The sequence below is a fragment of the Arthrobacter endolithicus genome (assembly GCF_026627425.1).
Lineage (GTDB): Bacteria > Actinomycetota > Actinomycetes > Actinomycetales > Micrococcaceae > Arthrobacter_M.
In genome coordinates, this window is sequence record NZ_JAPNLH010000004.1 from 180,049 (window position 1) to 203,318 (window position 23,270).

At 66.0% G+C, this 23,270-nt stretch carries 20 protein-coding genes; 4 read left to right on the forward strand and 16 right to left on the reverse strand.

Annotation, left to right across the window (positions count from 1 at the left end):
* Window positions 1-114 precede the first annotated feature (114 nt).
* Genes OS914_RS05270 through OS914_RS05280 form a run of 3 tightly spaced genes read left to right on the forward strand, consistent with a single transcriptional unit; the run spans window position 115 to window position 3,325 of the window.
* Window positions 115-924 (forward strand): ECF transporter S component, encoded by an 810-nt coding sequence (locus OS914_RS05270; protein WP_267545016.1) that lies wholly within the window; start codon window positions 115-117, stop codon window positions 922-924.
* A gap of 5 nt (window positions 925-929) precedes the next feature.
* On the forward strand, window positions 930-1,712 hold the full coding sequence (locus tag OS914_RS05275) for an energy-coupling factor transporter transmembrane component T (RefSeq protein ID WP_267545017.1): 783 nt from the start codon (window positions 930-932) through the stop codon (window positions 1,710-1,712).
* Window positions 1,712-3,325, forward strand: a complete 1,614-nt coding sequence (locus OS914_RS05280) for an ABC transporter ATP-binding protein (protein ID WP_267545018.1) — start codon at window positions 1,712-1,714, stop codon at window positions 3,323-3,325. Before OS914_RS05275 ends, OS914_RS05280 begins: the two co-directional genes overlap by 1 nt.
* A gap of 242 nt (window positions 3,326-3,567) precedes the next feature.
* On the opposite strand, the gene OS914_RS05285 is transcribed toward OS914_RS05280, so the two are convergent.
* The 14 genes from OS914_RS05285 to OS914_RS05350 form a co-directional block, all read right to left on the reverse strand.
* Window positions 3,568-3,711, reverse strand: coding sequence for a hypothetical protein (locus OS914_RS05285; RefSeq protein WP_267545019.1), 144 nt, complete (start codon window positions 3,709-3,711; stop codon window positions 3,568-3,570).
* A gap of 307 nt (window positions 3,712-4,018) precedes the next feature.
* Window positions 4,019-4,864, reverse strand: coding sequence for an SDR family oxidoreductase (locus tag OS914_RS05290; protein WP_267545020.1), 846 nt, complete (start codon window positions 4,862-4,864; stop codon window positions 4,019-4,021).
* Window positions 4,861-6,144: an acyl-CoA dehydrogenase family protein gene (locus tag OS914_RS05295; RefSeq protein ID WP_267545021.1), complete on the reverse strand. Its 1,284-nt coding sequence runs from the start codon at window positions 6,142-6,144 to the stop codon at window positions 4,861-4,863. The genes OS914_RS05290 and OS914_RS05295 overlap by 4 nt, the downstream gene beginning before the upstream one ends.
* Complete coding sequence (gene aroA / locus OS914_RS05300; RefSeq protein WP_267545022.1) at window positions 6,141-9,170, reverse strand: 3-phosphoshikimate 1-carboxyvinyltransferase; 3,030 nt, start codon at window positions 9,168-9,170, stop codon at window positions 6,141-6,143. Before aroA ends, OS914_RS05295 begins: the two co-directional genes overlap by 4 nt.
* Before the next feature lie 191 nt (window positions 9,171-9,361).
* Complete coding sequence (locus tag OS914_RS05305; protein ID WP_267545023.1) at window positions 9,362-9,820, reverse strand: QcrA and Rieske domain-containing protein; 459 nt, start codon at window positions 9,818-9,820, stop codon at window positions 9,362-9,364.
* Window positions 9,821-9,888: 68 nt separating this feature from the next.
* Window positions 9,889-12,039 carry a 3-hydroxyacyl-CoA dehydrogenase NAD-binding domain-containing protein gene (locus tag OS914_RS05310; RefSeq protein ID WP_267545024.1) on the reverse strand — a complete coding sequence of 717 codons (2,151 nt, stop codon included), beginning with the start codon at window positions 12,037-12,039 and terminating at the stop codon, window positions 9,889-9,891.
* Entirely contained in the window at window positions 12,036-13,265 is a 1,230-nt protein-coding gene (locus OS914_RS05315; RefSeq protein WP_267545025.1) for a thiolase family protein, read from the reverse strand. The genes OS914_RS05310 and OS914_RS05315 overlap by 4 nt, the downstream gene beginning before the upstream one ends.
* A 187-nt stretch (window positions 13,266-13,452) precedes the next feature.
* A complete protein-coding gene (locus OS914_RS05320) occupies window positions 13,453-14,946 on the reverse strand; it encodes an HRDC domain-containing protein (RefSeq protein ID WP_267545026.1) in 1,494 nt (497 codons plus the stop codon).
* Window positions 14,947-15,003: 57 nt separating this feature from the next.
* A complete protein-coding gene (locus OS914_RS05325) occupies window positions 15,004-15,693 on the reverse strand; it encodes a DUF3000 domain-containing protein (protein ID WP_267545027.1) in 690 nt (229 codons plus the stop codon).
* A gap of 135 nt (window positions 15,694-15,828) precedes the next feature.
* Window positions 15,829-16,905 (reverse strand): threonine aldolase family protein, encoded by a 1,077-nt coding sequence (locus OS914_RS05330; RefSeq protein ID WP_267545028.1) that lies wholly within the window; start codon window positions 16,903-16,905, stop codon window positions 15,829-15,831.
* An 18-nt stretch (window positions 16,906-16,923) separates the two neighbouring features.
* The gene (locus tag OS914_RS05335; RefSeq protein ID WP_267545029.1) at window positions 16,924-17,631 is read right to left on the reverse strand and encodes an SDR family NAD(P)-dependent oxidoreductase; all 708 of its coding nucleotides are present in this window, start codon (window positions 17,629-17,631) and stop codon (window positions 16,924-16,926) included.
* 34 nt (window positions 17,632-17,665) lie between these two features.
* Window positions 17,666-19,039: a DUF6421 family protein gene (locus OS914_RS05340; protein ID WP_267545081.1), complete on the reverse strand. Its 1,374-nt coding sequence runs from the start codon at window positions 19,037-19,039 to the stop codon at window positions 17,666-17,668.
* Window positions 19,040-19,325: 286 nt separating this feature from the next.
* Window positions 19,326-19,817: a peptide-methionine (R)-S-oxide reductase MsrB gene (gene msrB / locus OS914_RS05345; protein WP_267545030.1), complete on the reverse strand. Its 492-nt coding sequence runs from the start codon at window positions 19,815-19,817 to the stop codon at window positions 19,326-19,328.
* A gap of 13 nt (window positions 19,818-19,830) precedes the next feature.
* Entirely contained in the window at window positions 19,831-20,325 is a 495-nt protein-coding gene (locus tag OS914_RS05350; protein ID WP_267545031.1) for a hypothetical protein, read from the reverse strand.
* A gap of 109 nt (window positions 20,326-20,434) precedes the next feature.
* Here OS914_RS05350 and OS914_RS05355 point away from each other — a divergent pair, with 109 nt between their 5' ends.
* A complete protein-coding gene (locus tag OS914_RS05355) occupies window positions 20,435-21,745 on the forward strand; it encodes an alpha/beta hydrolase family protein (RefSeq protein WP_267545032.1) in 1,311 nt (436 codons plus the stop codon).
* Here the strand turns inward: OS914_RS05355 and OS914_RS05360 are convergent.
* Window positions 21,742-22,188, reverse strand: coding sequence for a SufE family protein (locus tag OS914_RS05360; RefSeq protein ID WP_267545033.1), 447 nt, complete (start codon window positions 22,186-22,188; stop codon window positions 21,742-21,744). The genes OS914_RS05355 and OS914_RS05360 overlap by 4 nt on opposite strands.
* A 21-nt stretch (window positions 22,189-22,209) precedes the next feature.
* Window positions 22,210-23,133, reverse strand: a complete 924-nt coding sequence (locus OS914_RS05365) for a sulfurtransferase (RefSeq protein WP_267545034.1) — start codon at window positions 23,131-23,133, stop codon at window positions 22,210-22,212.
* Window positions 23,134-23,270: the final 137 nt, after the last annotated feature.

Genomic DNA, 23,270 nt, shown 5'->3' on the forward strand with positions numbered 1-23,270 from the left:
CAGCGGGGACGGACGGCCGGGATGGTGGGGTCACGGGCTGGCCCGAGCGGCTAGAATGGTTAACTGCGCCAAGGTGACATAGGCGGACCGTTTCCGTACTCTCAAGGATTCCTGATGTCCTCCTCCTCATTGACCCTGCCCGCCTCTGGACAGGCGGCCGGCCGTAACCGCCGCCTGCTGGAAATTCTGGGCGGTGCCTCCATCGCCGCAACCTACGTCTACCTGGTGCTGGCCCAGCCGACGGACATTACTAACGGCCTCTCCAGCGGCTCCACCCTGCTGGCGCTGTCCGGCTTCCTGCTTGGCGCCGTGCTGCTGATTGCCGGCGTTCTCCCCACCATTCCCACCTCCACGCTGGTGCTGATCCCTGTTGCCCTGGTGCTGAACATCGTCCTTGGACAGTTCATCGGGAGCACGCTGGTGCCGTTCTACCTCGATTCCATCGGCACAGTGCTGATCGCGGTGCTCGCCGGTCCAGCGGCCGGCGCGGCCACGGGTGCGCTCAGCGGCATCGTCTGGTCCCTGTTCAACCCCACCGTCCTGCCGTTCGCCGCCGGTGCCGCGCTGATCGGATTCCTGGCCGGACTTGCGGCACGCTATGGCCTGTTCCGGCGGTTCTACCTTGCCCCGGTTGCCGGCTTTGTCACAGGGATCTTTGCCGGCGTGTTCTCGGCGCCGATCGCGTCGTTCGTCTATGGGGGGACCTCCGGCATTGCCACCGGGGCCGTGGTGAGCGCGTTCCGGGCGATGGGGGACTCGCTTCTGAGCGCCATCACCAAGCAGGCGCTACTGTCGGATCCGATGGACAAGGCGATCGTCTTCAGCGTCGTGGCGCTGCTGGTTTATGCCCTGCCACGCCGCACCACCTTGCAATTCCCGTTCATCCGTCGCCACCGGGTGCTGGCCGGCGCCAAGACCTCCTAGCGTCCTTGCTTCCCGACTCTCCGGCAGCCCCCGGCGGACTCAACCCGCTCACCCTGCTGAGCGCCGCCGTCGTCATAGCAGTCACGACGACGGCGATCAACAGCTGGGCGGTTTCGGCAGCGGTTCTGTTGCTGCTGGCTGCACTGCTGAGCCTTAACGGGCTGGGGCGCAAGGTGCTGCCCGCGGCGGCCGTGATCATGGTTCCGTTCTGGTTGTCCCTGCTGCTCACGCACGGCCTGTTCTTCCACGAGGGCCGGACCATTCTCTGGACGGCCGGCCCAGTCCGCGTGACGGCGGAGGGACTTGAATTCGCCGCCGGCATGGGGCTGCGCACGGCCGTTTTCGTGGTGGTGTTCCTGGCTTTTTCCTTCAGTGTGCGGCCGGCGGATCTGATGGCCTTGCTCAGCAAGTACAGGCTCCCGCCGCAGCTTGGTTTTGTCCTATGTTCCACTCTCACCATTGCCCCGGCCGTCAGCGGGCGCGCCCGCCGCATTGCCCAGGCGCAGCAGTCTCGTGGGCTGGTCACCGGCCCGGGAGCCGGCGGCCGGCTGCGCGCGGTCCGGCAGCAGGCGGTGCCCCTGGTGATGGCCTTGCTGCACGAGGCCGGCAGCAGGGCGGATTCCTTGGAAGCGCGGGGTTTCGGCGGCCGCGGCCCGCGTACCAGTTACCGGGAAGTGCCCGATTCTCCAGCGCAGAGAATCTTCCGCTGGCTGGCCGTAGCAGCCCTGGCGGTGTTCCTGGCGCTCTGGTTCGGGCCGGGCTGGTTCACACCCGGCGGTGTCCGGTGATGCGGCTCAGTCTAGAGACCTTTTATTACCCGGGCGAGGATCGGCCCACCGTGCAGGGTATCGAGCTGGACGTGGGTGCCGGCGAATGCGTGCTCGTGGCCGGTGGATCCGGCTCCGGGAAGTCAACGCTGGCGCGCATCCTGGCCGGTGTGCTGCCGGGGCGGCATAACGGTGAGCTGACGGCCCGCTTCGAGGTGGCGGGGGAGAACTTGGTGTTTTCCGGCACGGGCTCAGTGAATCCGCGGGTCAACCCTGCGGTCTGGAACCGGAATATTGCCTATGTGGGCCAGGTGCCGTCAGCCCAGCTGTCCACCGTTGCGGCCACCGTCGCGGAGGAAATTGCCTTCGCGCTGGAGAACGCCGGGATGGAGCACGCTCTGATGAAACAGCGGGTCCGGATCACGGCCAGCGCCCTGGGCCTGACGGAACTGCTTGAGCGCAAGCCGTTCGAGCTCTCCGGCGGCGAGCAACGGCGGATGATCATTGCATCGGCGGCGGCGCTGAACCCCGCCACCCTGGTCCTGGATGAGCCGATGGCCGGCCTGGACGCGGACGCCCGGCGCGCCGTGGAAAACGTGATCGGATCACTGTTGGACCGTGGGGCCGGCGTGGTACTGCTCTCACCCGAGCTCGGGGGTGCCGGGCGTCTGGCCGGACAGATGCTGCTGCTCGACGGCGGAAAAATGGTCGCGTCCGGACCGCGGCAGGCGGTACTGACGTCCGCCTGGGCCGCACGCCTTCCGGTGATCCCCGATCCGCTGGATGCCCCGGAGCCCGCGGAGACTATGCTTCAGCCGCCATGCCCCGCACCGCATGCCCGGACCCCCGCGGCCGCGCTGGGCGGCGTCGTCTACCGCTATGGTACGCAACGCCGTCGGCCTTTCCTTGCCTCCCGGAAGCGCGCCAAGACTTCGGCACAGGCCGTGCTCGACGGCGTAGACCTGGCTCTTGGTGCCGGCGAGCGGGTTGCGATCGCAGGGGCGAACGGAGCCGGCAAGACCACCCTGCTGCGCCACCTCAACGGCTTGGCCCGGCCCGAGTCTGGCACCGTTCGGATCCTGGACCGGGACATTGCGGGGCAGTCTGTCGGCGCTGTTTCGGCGCATGTTTCCTACCTGTTCCAGGACCCGCAGGATCAGCTCTTTGAACGGACCGTGGCCCGCGAGGTCGGCTACGGGCTGCCCGAACTCGATCCGGCCGCCCGGGAGGCCGTGGTCAAGGAGGCATTGCGGCGCTGCGGCTTGGCCGAGCTGGCCGGAGCACACCCCTACGAGCTGCCCGCCTCAGCGCAGAGGCTGGTGGCACTGGCCACCGTGCTGGCACGGCGTCCGGCCGTGCTGGTGATGGACGAGCCGACGGTGGCGATGGACCGGGACGGTCTGGACCGGCTGGCGGACGCGATTTCCCAGGAAGCGGCCCGTGGCGCCGCGGTGGCCATCGTCACCCACGACCTGGACTTCGCCTACCGGCACTGCCATCGGCTGGTGCTGCTCAGCGGGGGTCGGATCGTTGCGGACGGGCCCTTTTCCCGTGTCTTGGCGCACCACTTCGCCGGTGGTGAAGCCTTCGGCGTGCAGGCCCCCGCAGCCTGGCTGCGTCGGCGGGAACCGTAGCACTGGCTGCGCCAGGCAGGAGCCGTAGCCCAACGGTTTGCTGTTTCCCAGCCGGCGTGATCTTGTCCCGCTCCGGCCGCGGGCAGCACCGGGAAGAACCCCGAACGGCTGGCCTATCTCATCAATTCCCTCAGCGCGGACATGCTGGCTGAACGCCTACGTGGATACGCCCGCTACCGCCGCCTGCTGGACACCGACAACGCCCTCTACCCGGAGGCGGTCGAACACGCCTTGCGGTAACTTCATCCGGGCGACGGCGGCGGCCAGTCAAGCTCCGTTACGGAACGAGCGGTGCTGGAGGCACTGACTTGGTCGGCGCAGCCGTCGACGGCTGCCGAGGTCGCCGCTGCGGTAGGCATGTCCCGCGCCACTGTGCCTCCAGTCATTGGTCGAGGAAGGCACAGTGGACGTTGCGCTGCACTACGCAACCACCGGACGGCATGGGCACCAATACGCGCCTCGGAGACGGCCGGTGGCTTTTCTTGATGCAGCACTCACCGTAGGCACTGGGCAGGTAAAGCGGGGGTCATCGGTTCGAATCTGACGGAGTCCCAAGATTTGCCCGGGCCAAGGCCTTGTCTGACATTGCACTGACGCGGTCCGGCTCGGGTTTTACCTGTGCCGCACTTGTAGGGGCAGCGCTGAATTAGAGCAGAGCTCCGGTACTTCAGTCCTCAACGAAGACAGTTGTGACTAATGCCGCGTCGGACGCTTGGGCAGGCTGATGGGTTCTGTGGTCTGCGCGTAGTAAGGGGCGGATGCTACCGTCATGCCGCCGTCCACCACGAGGATTTGCCCGGTGATGTAGGCGGAATTGGGGGAGAGCAGGAATTCGATGGCATTGGCCATGTCTGCGACGGTGCCAGGATGCCCCAGCGGGATTGTTGCGAGAACGGATTCCATCGGCGCCATGCCCGGCATGCTGTAGAAGTATTCGAGCGAATCAGACTCGATGAGGCCGCCGTTGACGCCGTTGACGTTGATGCCGTAGCCGGCAAACTCCACGGCCATGTAGCGGACGAAGGATTCCACCGCTGCTTTGTAGGATCCGAGGGCAGCGTAGGTGGCGAATCCTCGGTGACTGCCGTAGCTGGTGACCGCAACGATGCGCCCGCCGCGGTCCATCAGTTTGACCGCCTCTTGAGCTCCGAGCACGAAGGGCCGGACGTTCATGGCGTAGGAACGGTCCAGGTGGTGGGTCTTGAGGTCCAGCAGCTTCTTGAACGCTGACGCAGCGGCGTTGTTGATGAAGAAGTCCAGCCGCCCGTAGGCAGCGTCCACTTCGTCGAAGAGCCGGATGATGTCTTCGGGGTTTTCGACGTCCGCCTGGACCGCGATGCCGTCGCCGCCGGCGGCCTTGGCTTCGGCAATGACGGCGTCGGCCAGATCAGCGTTTTTGCGGTAGTTGATCACGACGCTGGCCCCCTCCGCGGCGAGCTGCAGGGCCAACGCCCGGCCGATCCCGCGTGAAGAGCCGGTGATGAGCGCCACCTTCCCGGCGTACTTGCCAGAAGCTCTGGCTGCGCTGCCGGCGGTCACTGGGCTGCCTCGGTCAGGCCCGAATCGGCGTCCCGGTCCGCATCCGCCGGTGCCGGGTCCGGAACAGCCGGGTCCGGAACAGCCGGGGCCCCTCCGTGGCCCGCACGGGAGAGGAGGTCCTTGGCGATTACGGCCTTCTGGATCTCGTTGGTTCCCTCCTCAAAGCGCTGCGCCCTGGCGTCCCGGTAGACACGTTCAATGGGCTGTGATTTCCAATAGCCAATTCCGCCGTGAACCTGCAGCGCCTTGTCCGTCACCCGGGTCAGCATGTCGACGGCGGTCAGCTTGGCCATCGAGGACAGGGCAGGAGCGCGGTCGGAACCGGCTTCCCACTGGGCAGCCGCGTGCATGACCAAAGCTCGCGCGGCCTCGATGTCCGCAGCGTTTTCGGCGAGCAGGAAGGCGATGGCCTGCCGCTGTGAGATTGGCTTCCCGAAGGTGACCCGATGCTGGGCATAGCTGACGGCGAGCTGCTGGGCGCGCTGGGCCAGACCGACGCAGCTCATCGCCACGGAAATCCGGCTCGGCGTGAGGAATCCGCCCAAGGCGATCGTCAGGCCGTCGCCCTCGGCGCCGAGGCGCTGGGACACCGGGACGGGGGTATCGCGGAAGGTGAGCCGGGCGTGATCGGTGCCCCGGACGCCCATGGTGTTGGAGGTGTCCTGCACTGTGGCGCCGGCAGCGTCTCGGTCCACCAGCAGGGCGACGGTTCCTGCTGAGCCGCTGCTGCCGGCCAGCCGGGCGAAGAGCAGCCAATAGTGACAGTTCACGCCGAACGTAATGAGATGTTTGGTCCCGGTGAGGTAGTAAATGTCCCCGTCCCGGCGGACGGAGCAGCTGATGTCCGCGCCCGTTCCGTTGTCCGGTTCAGTCAGGGTGAACGCCACGGTGATGTCTCCGGCCACGGAGGGGCCGATGAATTTTTCCCGCTGCCCGGCGCTGGCGTACGGATTCATGGACCGCCAGGTGCCGTTGACCACGTGCACGATCATCCGGATGGAAGCGTGGGACCGGGAGAAGACCTCCATCAGCCCCATCCACTGCGTAAAGCTCAGCCCACGTCCGCCCAGTTCCACGGGCGCCGCCAGGCCCAGGAAGCCCTTGCTCTTGAGCTCAGCGCGCAGGGCCGGTTCCACCGTGCCGCTGGTCTCGATCCTTTCGGCCCACGCCTCGCCGGGCCCCTCGACCCAGGCCGTGACCTCCGCCAGGAGGCTTTCGTAAAGTTCCTGCGGCACGGCGCTGCCGCGCCCGTCCAAGGTGGAAGCCTGCCGTACCGTCATTTTTCCCTGGCCTTTCTCGTCGTGCGCGTCTGCGGGACCAGATGCGCGGCGCGCTCGCGCAGCACGAACTTTTGGATCTTGCCCACCGGGTTGCGCGGAATCTGGTCTATGGGCTCGAGCCGCTCGGGCCAGTAGTGTTTGCTCACGCCGCTGTGCTGCAGGAACCGCTGCAGCCCGCTGAAGCTCAGTTCCGCTCCCGGTGCCAGCCGGACGAAGGCGCAGGCGCGCTCGCCGAGCCGTGCGTCGGGCATGGCAACGATCGCCACATCGGCAATGGCGGGGTGCGTGTGCAGGAGTTGTTCGAGCTCGGCGACCGGAAGCTTCTCCCCGCCGCGGTTAATAATGTCGCGCACGCGACCGGTGATGCGCAGATAGCCTTCATCGTCGATGGTGGCCAGATCCCCGGTACGGTACCAACCATCGGAGCTGAACGTCTCCGCGGCCAGCTCGGGCCGGTCCAGGTAGCCGTCGAAGACCGTGGGGCCGGTCAGTTCCAGATTGCCCTCCGCCTCCGGCGGCAGCCGCAGCCCGTCGTCGTCGACAATCCTCAGCTGCACTCCGGGCAGTGCCCTGCCGTCGGTACCCCACGCCTTCGACGGCGGGTCCGCCGGTGAGGTGAGCGCACCGAGCCCCGTCTCGGTGGTGCCGAACGCACCGCACACTGCCGTACCGAGCACGCGGGTGGCGCGTTCGGCCAGTGCCCGGGGGACGGCCGCGCCCGTCACCACGAAGATACGCAGGCGTTCCGGCCGGGGCCCGCCGTCTTCCACTGCCTGCAGTAAATCGGTCAAAAAGGGCGTCGCGGCCTGCACGAATGTTGCTTCCCACTCATGCAGGATCTCCAACGCGCGGGGAGCATTCCAGACGCTTTGCAGGATCTGCGGGACGCCCAGCGTGAATGACAGCCACATCCCGTAGAGGAAGCCCGTCTGGTGCGCCAACGGCGACGGGATATAGATGGAATCGGTGCCGTCCAGGCCCAGCTGGCGGGCTTCCATCAGGGCAGCCCGGGAAAGCCGCCGGTGCGTATGGATCACACCTTTGGGCCGGCCCGAGGTGCCGGAGGTCAGCAGCAGTTGGGCGGCGTCGTCCGGACCTGGTGCGCGCGCGTCCAGTGCTGCACGGTCGACGACGGCGGACGCCCAGGCGTGGTGCCAGGGGGACCATTGCACCCGTGGATTGGTGTTGTTGGGCATCAGCCGCGGGACACCTGCCGTGCCGTGCACCACAAAGACGTGCTCGACGCAGATGACGGCGGTGCCGGTGCCGGGACCGCTGCGGTCGAGCAGCCGGGCGATTTCGCTGGCATGCTGGCGGCCGCGGAAATTGTCTGCCACCAGCAGCACCTTGGCCCCGGACTGCTGCAGCGCATAGGCAACTTCACGGTCGCCGAAAATCGGCATGATCGGCGCGATGACCGCCCCGATCCGCAGTGCCGCTGCGGAGATCACGACGAACTGGCGCCAGTTCGGCAGCTGGACGGCGATCCTGTCTCCAGCGGCGACTCCCAGGTTGAGAAAGACGGTCGCCGCGTGATCAACCTCGCTATCAAGGGCCGCCCAGCTTAGGTGCGACGTCGTATTCCAGCGGGCATCCACCACGGCTAGGGCGTGCGGTTTCTCTGTGGCCCAGCGCCGGATCCAGTCCGACGCCGTCATGGACTCGGCAGCGGCGCTCTCCTTCGCATCGGGCTCGGCGGGATGATGGAGCACGGGCCGGCGGGCGGAGCCCTGCTCCACCTCCATATCCAAGCCGAGCGTCTGCATGGCGGCCAGGAATTTCGGATAAGAGATCCGGTACGCATTCGGGTAGGTCAGCGAGGATCTGCCGGCCGCGGCCGTTGCCGCGACGGCCAAGGACATCAGGACCCGGTGATCGTTGAAGGATGAAAGGTGGGCTCCGTGCAGTCGGGGAACGCCGCGGATGCATAAATTGCTGCCGTCAAAGGTCAGGTCTGCGCCCATGCTGTTGAGCTGGAGCATGGCCACGACGCGGTCTGACTCCTTCAGCCGGACGTGCTCCACGTGCCGGAAGACGCTGTCGCCATCGGCCAGGGCCGCCATCACCGAGAGCACCGGCAGCATGTCCGGCACCGTCCGGCAATCCACGTCCATCGGCCCCATCCGCCGGCCCTGGTGCCGCACCCGGACGCCGTCGGCCTGCCTGTCGTACTCCATCGGCAGCCCCATGGCGGCCACAATGTCCAGCAGCTCGGACTCCGGATGGTCGGTGCCGCTGGAGCTGGTCTGGCGTAAGCCGCGCAGCAGAATGTCCGACGGGTGCAGGGCCCCTACGGCCAGTCCGAAGGCGGCGGAGCCGATATCCGGCGGCAGGACCAGATCCGTGGGCTTCGGCATCTGGTTGGGCGGGATGGTGTAACGCCTGCCGTCCGCGGACACATCGACGTGCAGGCCGAATTGGCGCATCATGCGCACGGTGAGCTCAATGTAGGTGCGTTCGTTGAGCGGCCCGTCGATGACTACTGTGCTTTCGTCCAGCGCGAACGGGGCAAGCAGCAGCAGTCCGGAAACCCATTGTGAGAGCGTTCCGGAGATGTGCACTATGCCGCCGCTGGGACGGCGGGCTTTGACCCGGATCGGCGGGCAGTCAGTGGGGGAGGTGGCGTCAACGCCGAGCTGGCGCAGGGCGGCGAGTAACGGGCCGATGGGTCTGCGTAGGAAGTACTTTTGACCTGTGATGGTCACGTCGCGGTCTGCCAGGGAGGCCAGTCCCACCATGAAATATAGGGTGCTGCCCGAACTGCCGGCGGAGGCTGCATCCGAGCGCGGGTGGTACGGGCCGCCATGGACAATGAAGGTATCTCCGCAGATCTCGATTCGGGTGCCGAGGGAACGCAGCAGTGAAACGGTATAGTCCACGTGCCGGGCGTCGCTGAGCCCGGAAATGTGGCTCACGCCGGGAGCCAGCGAGGCAAGGATCAGCGCCCGATGGGCATGATATTTCGAGTTGGGGACCTGGACATCCCCACGGATAAGGTCGTCGGAACCAATGACGGATAATTGCACGATGCCAACCCGTTTCCACGATTTTTAAGACGGAATGTAACGTCTCTGGTTCTGCTCTCCTGTGGTGAAACTAGTCTTCTACCCCTGGGTCAGGGCCGTTGCTAGTGAGCATACGTGATTTGGATCTTGTACGGGGCAAGTAAAAAAACTTCTGCGCGGAGGTTGCGGTCTGAGGCAGCTGCCTGAGGCGGCTACAGCGAGACGGTGATCCAGTCCCCGTCGATAGCGGCGTGCAGGGGCGTCAGGGGGCGCTGGGCGGGTCCGGTAATGACGGTTCCGTCCGCGGCTTGAAAGGACGATCCGTGGCAGGGGCAGTCAAACTTTTTCCCGGCTGCCGCCACCGTACAGCCGGCGTGGGTGCAGATGGCGCTGTAGGCGAGGACGGACTTTTCGTCCCGCCGGAACAGCACAATGTCCTTACCATTGGCCTTCGTGCCACCCGTGGTGCCAACGGCCAGATCGGCCAATCGCCCCACCCGGACGGGAGTTCCGCCGGCACTGGGAACTGCTGATGGTTTCTGCGCGCTGGCTAAGGCAGCCTGTTGCGCAGAGCATCCCGTCAGTGCCGCAATTGTGCCTGCGGCGGCACCTGCCGTTAGGAGGGAATGGTTCAGCAGGGTGCGGCGGTTTAGCGGAGCGCTCGAAGTCATGGATCCAGTGTGCCAGTTCTGACTGGGAAGTTTCTCAAAGCTGGATGCGCGCCCGGAGTCGCCACGGCTCAGGCGCCCAGCTCCGGGTGGAAGAGTTGGCCGTTGACGCGCTCGGATGCCCCTACCCGGTCCAGATACGGGGTGATGCCGCCCAGATGCATCGGCCAACCCGCGCCGGTGATGACGCAGAGGTCGATGTCCTCCGGACCGGCCACCACGCCCTCGGCGAGCATCCGGGCGATCTCGTCGGCCAGTGCATCCTGCGTGCGGGTGAGTACTTCGGCGCTGCTGGAGGGGGTGTCGCCGAAGCTCAGCAGCGCCAGCGTCTCCTTGGACACAAACTGGCTGCCGTCGCAGTTCTTCTCCCACAGGCCCTTCTTGCCCGCATCGATCAACCGCTGCTGGTTCGCAGAAACGTGAAAGCGATCGCCAAAAGCCGCGTGCAGGGATTCCTGCACATGCTGTCCCACCGGCAGTCCCACCAGCGCGAGCAGGCCGAACGGGCTCATCGGCAGGCCCATCGGGCGCAGCGCATTGTCGGCCGTGACCGCATCGGTGCCCTCGTCAAAGACGGCGGTGATTTCGCCGAACATTCGGCCCAAAATGCGGTTCACCACAAAGGCGGCGGCATCCTTGACCAGGACGGCCGTCTTCCGCAGCGCCTTGGCCGTCTCGAAGGCGGTGGCCAGCACAGCGTCGTCCGTCTTCGGAGCGCGGACAATTTCCAGCAGCGGCATCAGGGCTACCGGATTGAAGAAGTGGAAGCCGACCAGCCGCTCGGGATGTGCCAGGTCCTCGGCCATCGCGGTAACGGAGAGCGAAGAGGTGTTGGTGGCGAGGATGCAGGTTTCGGAAACCACGGCCTCCACCTCGGCGAAGACCTGCTTTTTGACGCTGAGTTCCTCAAAGACGGCTTCGATCACGAAGTCTGCGTCCGCGAAGGCGGCCTTGGAGACGGAGCCGGAGACCAATGCCTTGGTCCGGTTGGCGGCGTCAGGGGAGATCCTGCCCTTGGCCAGCAGCTTGTCCACCTCCGTGTGCACGTAGCCCACGCCCTTGTCCACGCGGGCCTGATCGATGTCCGTCATGATCACCGGGACCTTGAGCTGCCGGGCGAAGAGCAGGGCGAGCTGGCTGGCCATCAGTCCGGCACCCACCACACCCACCTTGGTGACGGGGCGGGCGAGTTTTGCCTCCGGTGCACCGGCGGGACGTTTGCCGCGCTTTTGCACCAGATCCAGGAAGGCATAAACGGTGGAACGGAACTCCGCCGTCTGGATCAAATCCGCCAGCGCCAGATCCTCCTGCGCGAAGGACTCGGCCTTGCTGTAGTTCTTTCCCTTCTCCAACAGGTCCAGGAGGCGTGCGGGGGCGGGGGCCGCGTTGGATGTTCTGTCTTCGACGAATTTACGGGCCCCGGCGACGGCGGCATCCCAGGCAGCGCTGTTGGCGTCCGAGAGCGGCTCGGCGACGGCGTTGGGCCGGGTCACTGTGACCTCGCCGGTCATGACCTTGGCGGCCCATGCGAGGGATTGTTCAACGAAGTCGGCCGGTTCGAAGAGTGCATCCGCGATGCCGAGTTTGAACGCGGCTGAGCCGCTGAGGGTGCGGTTGTTGCTCAGTGCGTTCTCGATCATTACCTTCACGGCATTAACCGGTCCGATCAGCCGGGGGAGCAGGTAGACCCCGCCCCAGCCGGGCACCAGCCCCAGGAACGCCTCCGGCAGACCAATGGCGCCGGCACCGGTGGAGACGGTCCGGTAATTCGCGTTCAGAGCGATTTCCAGCCCGCCGCCGAGGGCAACGCCATTGATGAAGACGAAGCTGGGGACCCCCAGATCGTTCAGGGTGCTGTAGACATCGTGGCCAAGGCTGGCCATTAAGATGCCGGACTCGCGGTCATGCAGGCCCTTGACCGCGGAGAGGTCCGCGCCGGCGACGAGGAAGTGCGGTTTTCCGGTGACGCCGACGCCGATGATTTCCCCCGCGGCTGCCCGTGCCCGCTGGGCCTCCAGCACACCCTTGAGCTCCACCAGCGTGTTGGGTCCCAGCGTGCTGGGGCGGCGGTGGTCCAGACCGTTATCCAGCGTGATCAGGGCAAAGGTGCCGGCGCCGGGACGGCCACCGACCGCGGGAAGCTGAACGTCCCGTACATACGAGTGGGTGACCACTTCATCGGGAAAGCGCCCGGTAATGGTGCTGTAATCCTGGACGCTCATGCTGCGTTCTCCTCTTCGGTGGCCGTGCCGTCCCAGTGCGGGTTTTCCCAGATCACGGTTCCGCCCATGCCCAGGCCGATGCACATGGTGGTGATGCCGTAGCGGACGCTGTGATCCTGCTCGAACTGGCTGGCCAACTGAGTCATCAGGCGCACACCTGAGGATGCCAGCGGGTGCCCCACGGCGATAGCGCCGCCATAGCGGTTGACGCGCGGATCGTCGTCGGCGATGCCGAAGTGGTCCAAAAAGGACAACACCTGCACCGCGAAGGCCTCATTGATTTCGAAGAGTCCGATGTCCGCAATACCCAGGCCGGCCATCTTTAGTGCCTTTTCCGTCGCCGGAACCGGGCCGATGCCCATTACCTCCGGCTCGACGCCGGCAAAGGCATAGGAGATCAGCCGCATTTTGACCGGCAGGCCCAGTTCCTCCGCCGCTTCGGCAGACGCCAGCAGGGCTGCCGTGGCGCCGTCGTTCAAGCCGGCGGCATTCCCGGCGGTCACCCGGCCGTGGGCACGGAAGGGAGTGCGCAGGGACGAAAGGTCCTCCACCGTAGTGCCTGGACGCGGCGGCTCATCGACGGTGTTCAGTGCCCAGCCCTTTTCGGGCTTGAGCGTTGCGACTGGGACCAGGTCCGGCTGAATCAGACCATCCTGGTAGGCCTTGGCCAGCTTATGCTGGCTTCCGACGGCGAAGGCATCGGTGCGGTCCTTAGTGATGGCAGGGAAACGGTCATGCAGATTCTCCGCAGTGTTGCCCATATTCAGTGCGGCCGGATCCACCAGGCGCTCGGACATGAACCGCGGGTTGGGATCTGCGCCGGAGCCCATCGGATGGTTGCCCATGTGCTCCACGCCGCCGGCGATGACGACGTCGTAGGCGCCGAAGCCGATGCCGGACGCCGTCGTCGTCACGGCTGTCATGGCGCCGGCGCACATCCGGTCGATGGCGAAGCCCGGGACCGATTTCGGCAATCCGGCCAGCAGCGCTGCGGTGCGCCCGATGGTCAGGCCCTGATCGCCGGTCTGCGTCGTGGCGGCAATGGACACTTCATCGATGCGCTCCGGCGGCAGCGAGGGGTTGCGGCGCATCAGTTCCCGAATGCATTTGACCACCAAGTCATCGGCCCGGGTACCGGCGTAAATGCCCTTTTCCCCGGCCTTGCCGAAGGGGGTGCGGACGCCGTCCACGAAGACAACGTCCCGTACTTGCCTGGTATGGCTCACCTGATACTCCTCATCGAGACTGATAATCCGCGCGGGTTTGATGTCGTGCCTGCTACTGCTGCCCGCTACTGCACTGCTGCCGGATACTGTACGGCGCCGGCATAACGGCCGACGGCGCCAGCAGCTACGTTACTAGTCAGTAACTTAGCTGACAAGCGGCATGCTGCACGGGGCCGCCGACTGTTGTTCAGGCCGGGTCGGAGGGGCCGGCGGCGGTGGCCGGGGACCCGCCGTCGTTCTTGTCAGTGGCTTCCTGGGCTTCCTTCACCTTCAGGTCCTTCTCCTTGAGGGGCAACTCGTCGGGGTGCAGGAACGCCTCGACCAGCAACGGTGCAATGAGGTTGACCTGCCACGGACGCGCGCCCAGCTCGGTAAGCTGCTCGGCCACGGTTGCGGTGTTGATCGGCGACGGCGGCCGCCAGCTGGTCCGGCGGAGGTAGTCAGGGGTCAGCAGATTCTCCACCGGGATGTTCAATTCCTCGGACAGGGCCGCAAGGCGGGGACGTGCGGTGGCCAGGCGAGCCGCTGCCGCGGGATCCCGGTCCGCCCAGATCCGCGGCGGCGGTGGCGCATTGGTGGGCAGCTGCAGCGGCGGAAGATCCCGCAGGTCCCGGGCGGTGGAAATGGCCCGCAGCCAGCGCGGCGCTTCCTTCTTGGCGGCGCGGCCGTTGAAACCCGGCACGGCCAGCAGCTGCGGAACGGTAGCGGGCATGGCCTTGGCAGCTGCGGCGACGGCTGAATCGGGAATCAGGCGCCCCGGAGCCACGTCGCGTTTTTGCGCCAGCTGATCCCGCTCCGTCCACAGCTCCCGCACGGCGGCCAGCTGGTGCCGGTCACGGAGCTGATGCGCCCCCGATGTCCGGCGCCAGGGCTCAACCCGCGGCGGGGCGACGCCGCTGGCCAGGATTGCGGCGAATTCCTCCTCGGCATACCGGAGTTTCCCCTGGGCCTGCAGCAGTTCGACGAGTTCATCGCGCAGTTCGGACAGGACCTCGACGTCCAGAGCGGCATAGCGCAGCCACGGCTCGGGCAGCGGCCGGGTGGACCAATCCGCCGCTGAGTGCTCCTTGGCGAGGCCGAAACCAAGGAGCTGCTCGATCACCGCAGCCAGCCCCACCCGCGGCAGCCCGGCGATGCGCGCGGCCAGTTCGGTGTCAAAGAGCCGGTCCGGCCACATGCTCAGTTCCAGCAGGCAGGGCAGGTCCTGGCTCGCGGCGTGCAGGATCCATTCCACCCCGCGCAGCGCCTCGTTGATGATTTTCAGGTCATCGAAGGGCTCCGGATCGATCAGCCAGGTGCCGGCACCGTCGCGGCGAATTTGGATCAGAAAGGCCCGCTGGCCGTATCGGTAACCGGAGGCCCGTTCGGCGTCGACACCCGCCGGACCGGTGCCGGCAGCGAGGGCGGCGGCGCAGCGCTCCAGCCCCTCCTGGGTTGAGATCACCACCGGAACGCCGTCCCGTGGAGTGTCGAGGTCCACGACGTCGGGCAGCCCGGAGATTTCCGCGTTCAGTTCCGCCGGCGTCAAGGCGCCGGGTGAAGCGCCCACGGGCTCCGGCCCGGGCCCCAGGTCCCCTGTCGGTTCTTCGATGTGCGGGGTCTTCGCCGGCCGCGAGGCTCTGGGGCCGCGGAGTCTGCTGCGTTTGTGGCTGGGGGTATTTTGAGTATGCGGGGTGGTCATGATTCCTCTAGTCTACCGAGCACGGATTAGGGGACCTTCCAGCAGTAGCCCGCACCGTCAGTTCAGCCTTCGGCCCGGCAAAGCAGTGACTCCCTCGGGCAGCGGCGGGAGGCCGGCAAAACTGCAGACCATCTCGGACCAGGCCCGAAGATGGGCCCCAACGTCGGAGGACACCGGGGTCCAGGAAGCACGCAGCTCCACTTCCACCGAATCCGGCCGTCCCGCCAGGCTGCCATAGCTTTCCGACAGGATTCTGGTGGCCGTGCCGCCGGCGGCGCGGTAGGGGGCAGCATTGTTTTCCAAAGCATCCACCAGCCAGGTCCACGCCACGGAGCCCAGCATCGCATCGTTGCCGATATCCGCCTCGAGTTCGGCCCGGATGTAGGTCACGATCCTGAAGGTGCCGTCCCAGAGGGCCGAGCCTTCCGGGTCATGCAGCAGGATGAAGCGGCCGGTGGCGAGTTCCGACGGCTGCGCGGGGGCGGCCAGCATGGCGGGGCCGTGCACGGACTTCAGGGAACGGACGCGTCCCGCTCCGGGTCCTCCCGGACGTACACCGCCGGGGCCTGCCACGATCCCGGCACCGGCCACTTCACCGGTGACTTCTGCTCCGAGGGCCACGGCGAAGGGGGCCAGGCGTGACGGCGCCGGAATCTCCTCGAGGCGCAGCTCGCTGCGGCATCGGGCTTTCCGGAGGGTTCCCAGGGCCGTCAGGAAATCTGAGGGTACCTGTGCTATCGCGCTCACACTGGCAGATTATGCCGCCCGGACCCGGTTCCCTCGAAGGCGCGCCGGTATTTCTCCCCGCCGCCGGCCCGACTAGGTCGCTGCAGATGCACGCATAACGGGATTTGAGTGCAGCTGCGCCGGCCCAGTTGGGGGTTAGCCGAGTTCGCTGCGGATGGCGGCGAGGAAAGCGTCCACGTCGGCCTCGGTGGTGTCAAAAGCGCACATCCACCGGACCTCGCGGGTCGCCGCGTCCCAGTCGTAGAAGCGGAAGGATTCGCGCAGCCGGTCCGCAGCACCTTCCGGGAGGATGGCGAAGACACCGTTGGATTCCGTGGCCTGGGTGGGCCGGACGGCGGCGATCCCGTCCACGCCGGCCCGCAGTCGGGCGGCCATGGCGTTGGCGTGCTGTGCCGAACGCAGCCACAAATCCCCCTCCAGCAGGGCTAGGAACTGGGCGGAGATAAAGCGCATCTTAGAGGCCAGTTGCATATTCATCTTGCGCAGGTACAGCAGGCCTTTGGTTGCCTCCGGATTCAGCGCCACCACGGCTTCTCCGTACAGCAGCCCGTTTTTGGTGCCGCCGAAGGAGAGGACGTCCACGCCGGCGTCCGAGGTGAACGCACGCAGCGGCAAGTCCAGATGAGCGGCGGCATTGGCCAGCCGCGCGCCGTCCATATGCAAGGACATGCCGCGTTCGTGGACGTGGTCGGCAATGGCGCGGACTTCGGCCGGCGTGTAACAGGTGCCCAGCTCGGTGGTCTGCGTGATGGAGACGGCAAGAGGCTGGGCCCGGTGTTCGTCTCCCCAGCCCCAGGCCTCCTGGTCAATGAGGTCCGGGGTGAGCTTGCCGTCCGGGGTCGCGACGCCGAGCAGCTTCATGCCGCCGACGCGTTCCGGTGCGCCATTCTCGTCCATGTTGATGTGCGCCGTCCGGGCACAGACCACCGCACCCCAACGCGGCAGCACCGACTGCAGGCCCAGTACGTTAGCCCCGGTGCCGTTAAAGACCGGGAAAACCTCAACACCGGCACCGAAGTGGCCCCGCATAACCTCCTGCAGACGAGCGGTGTAGACATCTTCCCCATACGACACCTGATGGCCCTCATTCGCCGCAGCGAGGGCCTGGAGAACCTCCGGGTGCACGCCGGAGTAGTTGTCCGAGGCGAACCCCCGCACACTCGGGTCGTGCAGGCGGGTGGCGGAAAGCTGGCTGTTGAGGGTCTCAGTCACGGGGAAGCGGTACCTTTTCTAGAGGACTTTGCGGCTGCCATTGAGCCCGGCAGCCGGTTGGGTGAAGAGGGCCGATATCTCCTCGGCCAGTAATGTTACATCGGTAAACCCGGGAAAGGCCCGCTCTGGCGCTGCCGCCCGCATACCATCGTCCACCAGCGCCTTGACGGCCAGCACGACGGCGGCGCCTTGGCTTTTGTCCGCGGCGAACCCGTCGGCGACTGCTTGGACCCACGCCTCGGCTGCCGCCTTGGCCATGGCGTAGTTGGCGTTGCCCGCCGTCGGCCGGGTCACCGAGGTGGAGGACACGATGGCCAGCCGGCCCGCCGGGGAGGCCAGCAGATCCGGATAGAACGTGCGGCTGGTGTTGCGCAGCGTGGTGATGACATTGCGCTGCAGGAAGTCCCAGTCCTCATCGCTCTGCCCGGCGATGCCCTTGCCGCCGCGCCAGCCGCCCACCAGATGAATCAGCCCGTCAACGGTCCCGAAGTCGCGGTGTACACGGTCCGCCAGCGCCTGAACGTCGGCCGGATCCGCCAGGTTGCAGACCAGCCCGACGGCGCCGGGAATGCCGGAAACTGCGGCGGCGATCCGGCCCGGGTCCGAGCCCACGGAGAGCACCTGATGGCCGTTATCTGCCAAGGCGCGCGCGGCGGCGATGCCCGCCGAGCTGCTGCCCCCCGCGATGAGTATGTTCAGCTTCGCTGCTTCCTGGTTCTGGGTCACAGCTCCAACCCTATCCACTGCTGCCCCCACGTACTTAGGCCGCGGCAGCGGATTCGGGGCTTTCGCCGGTGATGCCCGCGGTGGAGTCGATCACGCTCCGCATCTTTTTTTCCAGCGCCTCATAGAACATGGAGAGCGGGAATTCATCATCGAGCACCTGGTCGGTCAGCCCGCGCGGCGGGCCGTCCAGCGGCAACGCCTCCGGGCCCTGGGCCCAGACGGACGCGGGATTCGGCGTGACGGTGCCGGAAACCAGCTGGTACGCGGCGAGCCAGTGCGCGGTCTTGGGCCGATCGATTGAGCGCCAGTACAGTTCTTCAATGGCGGTACCGAGAGCAATGACGACGTCGGGCACCTCGTCCCAGTCGATCGAGAGTTTCGTGTCGGTCCAGTGCAGCACGTGGTGCTGGTGCAGCCAGGCAAACAGCAGCTGGCCGCCGAGCCCGTCATAGTTGCGCACCCGGCTGCCGGTGATGGCGAAGCGGAAAATGCGGTCGAAGATGACGGCGTACTGCACCAGTTTGGCGTGCTTGCGTGCCTGCGGTGAGGCGTCGTCGTCGTGCTGGACCTTCACGGACTCACGGAACGCCGTCAGGTCGCAGCGCAGCTCCTCCAGCGAGTACAGGAAGAACGGCATCCGCTGCTTGATCATGAATGGGTCAAAGGGCAGATCACCGCGCATGTGCGTCCGGTCGTGGATCAGGTCCCACATCACGAACGTTTCCTGGGCCAGCTGCTGGTCATCGAGCAGTGCCGCAGCGTCCGCGGGCAGTTCCAAGGACGTGGTCTCGGCCGCGGCGCGCAGGACGCGGCGGAACCGGGCGGCTTCCCGGTCGGCGAAAATGGCGCCCCAGGTGAACGACGGTGTCTGGCGCACCGCAACGCTTTCCGGGAAGAGGACGGCGGAGTTGCTGTCGTACCCGGCGGTGAAGTCCAGGAAACGGACCGGGACGAAGAGTTTGTTGGAGTACGCACCGGATTCGAGTTCCGCGATGAATTCCGGCCAGATCACTTCAATCAGCACCGCTTCCACCAGTCGGCTGGTGCTGCCGTTCTGCGTGTACATCGGGAAGACCACCAGGTGGCCGAGCCCGTCGATGCGCTCGGCTGCCGGCGCGAAGGCCAGCAGGGAGTCGAGGAAGTCCGGAACGGCGAACCCGCCGTCCCGCCACCGCTGAAAGTCGGTGACCAGCAGGCGCAGGTATTCGTCATCGTGCGGGAAGTTTGGCGCCAAGGCCTCGATGGCGCGGCAGATGGTGCCCACGTATTCCGACGCGGTTCCGTGATCGGCAGCTTCGGGAACGGAGCCGTCCTTGATCTGCAGCGGCTGGAGGCCGGAGGCAGCCGCCTTGAGGGCAAGCCAGTCGCTATTGGTAAGCAGATCAGCAGCATTAACACGGAGGCCCAGCTGACCGGGGTGCTCCGTTTCGCGCTCCTGCGCCGGAAGGGAATATGCGTTGAGTGTCTCGGTCACCGTGCCAGTCCTTTTCTGTCATGGGCCGTTCCTCGGTAGGACGGTAACGGCCGCTGTGCGTCTTTAAGGAGCGTATCAACGCGACAGCAACACTTATGCGAAATCAACTCCAACATTAGCAATAGTTATGCTCGGAGGCGCAACAGCGGGGGACTGCGCCAGAGCCGGGTGTGCTGGGCCGCCCCAGCACACCGTGAATCAGCACACCGTGAATCAGCGGCTACGTGGCGGGAACCAGTGTCAGCGAGACAGAATTGATGCAGAAGCGCTGGTCGGTCGGATTACCCAGACCCTCGCCCTCAAAGACATGGCCCAGGTGGGAATCACAGTTTGCGCACCGTACCTCGACCCGTTCCATCCCCAGTGACCTGTCGTGGATGTACCTGACGTTTCCCTCCGCCAGCGGTGCCCAGAAGGAGGGCCAGCCGCAGGAGGAATCAAATTTTTCCCCGCTGGTGAACAGCTCCGCACCGCAGGCGCGGCACTTGTAGACACCGGCGGTGTGCGAGTCCCAGTATTCGCCGGTGAACGGCCGCTCGGTTCCGGATCGCCGCAGTACGTCAAATTCGGCCGGCGTGAGTTCCTCGCGCCACTGCTGATCGGTTTTGGGCCCGCCCGTTCCGGCCTGATCAGTACCGGCCTGTTCGGTACGGCCTTCCTGATCGGGAGCGCCGTTTGAATTGTTCGTCTGGTCGTTCAACTGATTGCTCATAGTGGCTTAACGCCTAGGAGTCGCCAATAAATCCCGAGCCGGCGTAAAGATGCAGCACCGGCAGACCAAGTTTGTGCTGGGCCTGGCTGGCCCAATCCTGCCGGAAGGTATCTGCCAGGGCGTGCGGGCGGGTCACGACGACGGCCTGCCGGGCCTGCGTTTCCTTCACCCTCGCCACCAGAGAGTCGACGGCGTTTCCATCCGACACTTGGCCGGTGACCCGCGCGCCGGCTTTTTGTAAGGTTGCCAGGGAGATGGCCAGCGTTTGCGCCGCCTCGGCGCGGACCGTCGTCTTGTCGGGAGCCTTTTCCCGCAGTTCCCGCAGCACCGCCGGCAGGTCCAGCATGGTCAGCCCGTCGACGACGTCGACGAGCAGGTTCCGTTTGGTATTGGCAGGAACCAGCAGCTGCAGCTCAACGTCATCTCCTTCGCCGTACAGCCGGGTGATGTTTTCCGCGTCGACGTCGCCCAGCGGTTCCTCGGTGAGAATAATGATCGAATCAGTCATGGCCTAAGCGTATGTCAGGAACCGGCCCGCGAGGTGTGCGCTGCGGGGCGTCGGAGCCACCGGCGGCGCGCGGTTCGACGATCCCGGGCCGGTTGGCGACAATGGAGACATGCCGACTTCAGTACAGCCGACTTCACAGCCAAACCGATCCCTCGCGACGGACCTGGCCCGACGCGGCCAGTCCGCGCTTCCGGTCCAGGTTCCCGCGCCGAGCGCCTGGCTCAAATGGACCATCGCCGGCGTCGGTATCGGCGCCGGGGCGGGCTCAGTGCTGCTGACTGCTACCGCAGCGCTGGCCGCGTACTTTGCCCGCCGGGTGGTCACGCCGGCGAAGGAGCGTGAACAGGACCTTGCGATTCTGGCCGTAATCCGGGACGGTATGGACCTGGAGGTGGTCCTACCGGCGACGGCGGAAACTACGGTGCCGGGGACTTACAGCTTGTTTTTCGACGGGGGAGCCGGACATGCGGTGATTGGCGGCATCCGCTCCTATGTGCCGCGTGAAGGCACGGTGACCCGGGAGGTGCTGCGGGTCAGCGGAGCCGAGCTGGGGCACGCTTCCCGCGGCTGGTGGAGCTCGGCCGTCTTCGCCGGGCCCGGGGACGTGGGGCTGGCAGCCGAAGACGTCATCCTGGAGTTGCCCGTGGGCCCGGCACCGGCGTGGCTCTTCCGCTCCGGGGCTGGGCACAGTACCTGGGCCATCATGGTGCACGGGCGGGGTGCCACGAGAAACGAGGGGCTTCGGGCGGTCCGGACCGCCCATGATCTTGGCTTGAACAGCTTAGTGATGTCCTACCGCAACGACGGCGAAGCCCCCGCTGCCGGGGACGGCCGCTATGGACTCGGCGCCACCGAGTGGCCGGATGTGGAGGCCGCCATTGAGTATGCGCTCTCGCAGGGAGCCAAGGATGTGGTGCTCTTCGGCTATTCGATGGGCGGCGCTATCGCACTGCAGACGGCCGACCTCAGCAAGCACCGGAACGTGATTCTGGCCCTTGTTCTGGACGCGCCGGTGATCAGTTGGGTGGATGTGCTGGCGCACCAGGCGGAGCTGAACAAGATTCCCGCCGCCGTTGGCCAGTACGGGCAGCTCATGCTCAGCCATCCGCTGGGCCGCCGTCTGACCGGTCTGGCGGCGCCGGTGGACCTCAAGAGCATGGACTGGGTGGCCCGGGCGGTGGAACTGCGCACACCCACCCTGATTATTCACAGCGTGGATGATGACTTTGTCCCATACGGGCCATCAGCGGAACTGGCCCTGCGCAATCCCGAGATGGTGACGCTCGAGACGTTCAGCCGCGCACTGCACACCAAGGAGTGGAACGTCGATCCGCAACGCTGGGAAGCCGTCGTGGCCGATTGGCTGCAGCCGCGGCTGGGGCGTCATGAGCTGCCGAGGACGGCGGGCCCGGGGGCCTAGCTGGCAGCTGCGACCTTGCGCTTGATCCGTCCCAGCATGGCTGACATGCCGCGCATCCGCAGCGGCGTGATCGCCCGGGTCAGACCCAGCAGGTCCGGCATATCATCCGGGACAGCCAGAATGGTCGCCGCCGGAAGCCCATCGAGGCCCTCATGCAGGACGCCCGCGAAACCGCGCGTGGTCGGCGCCTCCTCGGGTGCCTTGAAGAAGAGCCGGACCACGTCGCCGTCGTCGCCCTTTTCGGTCTCGACCGTCAGAAACAGCGGCGTCTGGCACTCCACTACCTGTTCCAGCAGCTCCGGATGATCGCTCAGGCGCTCCGGAAGGGCCGGTAGCCCGCGGGAGAACTCCAGCAACAGCAGGAGCCGATCGGGTTCCTCAAGGGCCTGGAAATCATCAACAATCTCCGCCAAGGCGGGAGGCAGTGCAGCTGTAGTAGTCATCGAAACCAGCCTACTCAAATTTCAGTTGGCGCGCTTAGCCGGCAGCTCGCCGCGTTCGGCACCTTTGGCGATCGGGACGCGAACGGCGTTACCCCATTCGGTCCACGAACCGTCATAATTGCGCACCGAATCGAATCCCAACAGGTATTTAAGCGCGAACCAGGTATGGCTGGAACGCTCCCCGATGCGGCAGTAGGCAACTACATCGTCTCCTGGCTTGAGGCCGGCTTCGCCGAGATAGAGGTTTTCGAGTTCTTCGCGGCTGCGGTAGGTGCCGTCGTCGTCGGCCGCCCGGCCCCACGGGATCGACGCGGCGGTCGGAATATGCCCCCCGCGCATGGCACCTTCCTGCGGATAGGCAGGCATGTGAGTGCGTTGGCCCGTGTACTCCTCCGGGGACCGCACATCGATCAGGGGCTTGCCCAGATGTGCGAGCACATCGTCCTTGAAGGCACGGATCGGGGCGTCGGAACGCTCGACGACGGGGTAGCTGGCTGCGTTCACCGCCGGTGCCGCTGTAGTCAGTTCGCGGCCCTCGGCAATCCACTTATCCCTGCCGCCGTCCAGGAGGCGGACGTCCTCGTGGCCAAAGAGCGTAAAGACCCACAGGGCATAGGCCGCCCACCAGTTGGACTTATCACCGTAGATCACCACGGTAGAGTCCCGGGAGATGCCCTTGGATCCGGCAAGTTTGGCGAAGGCGGCTCCGTCGACGTAGTCACGGGTGACTTCATCGTTGAGGTCGGTGTGCCAGTCAATCTTCACCGCACCAGGAATATGACCGGTTTCATACAGCAATACGTCCTCGTCAGACTCGACCAGTACCAGCGATCCATCCGCCTGGGCCCCGGCCTGCAACGCATCCGCGAGCCATTGGGTGGAAACCAGCCGGTCCGGATGTGCATACGCGGCAAACTTTTCGTTGGTCTCTGCTGCAATCGGCATGGTGGTCCTTAATCTCGTCGTGATCCTTCGGCCTTTACTTCAGCTTAACCACCCGCGGGATGCAAAACTTCCGGGCCGTTAACGTAACGCAACATCTCCGGCGGTATTCTTGCTGTGCACCCGCAATTCTTGCTGTG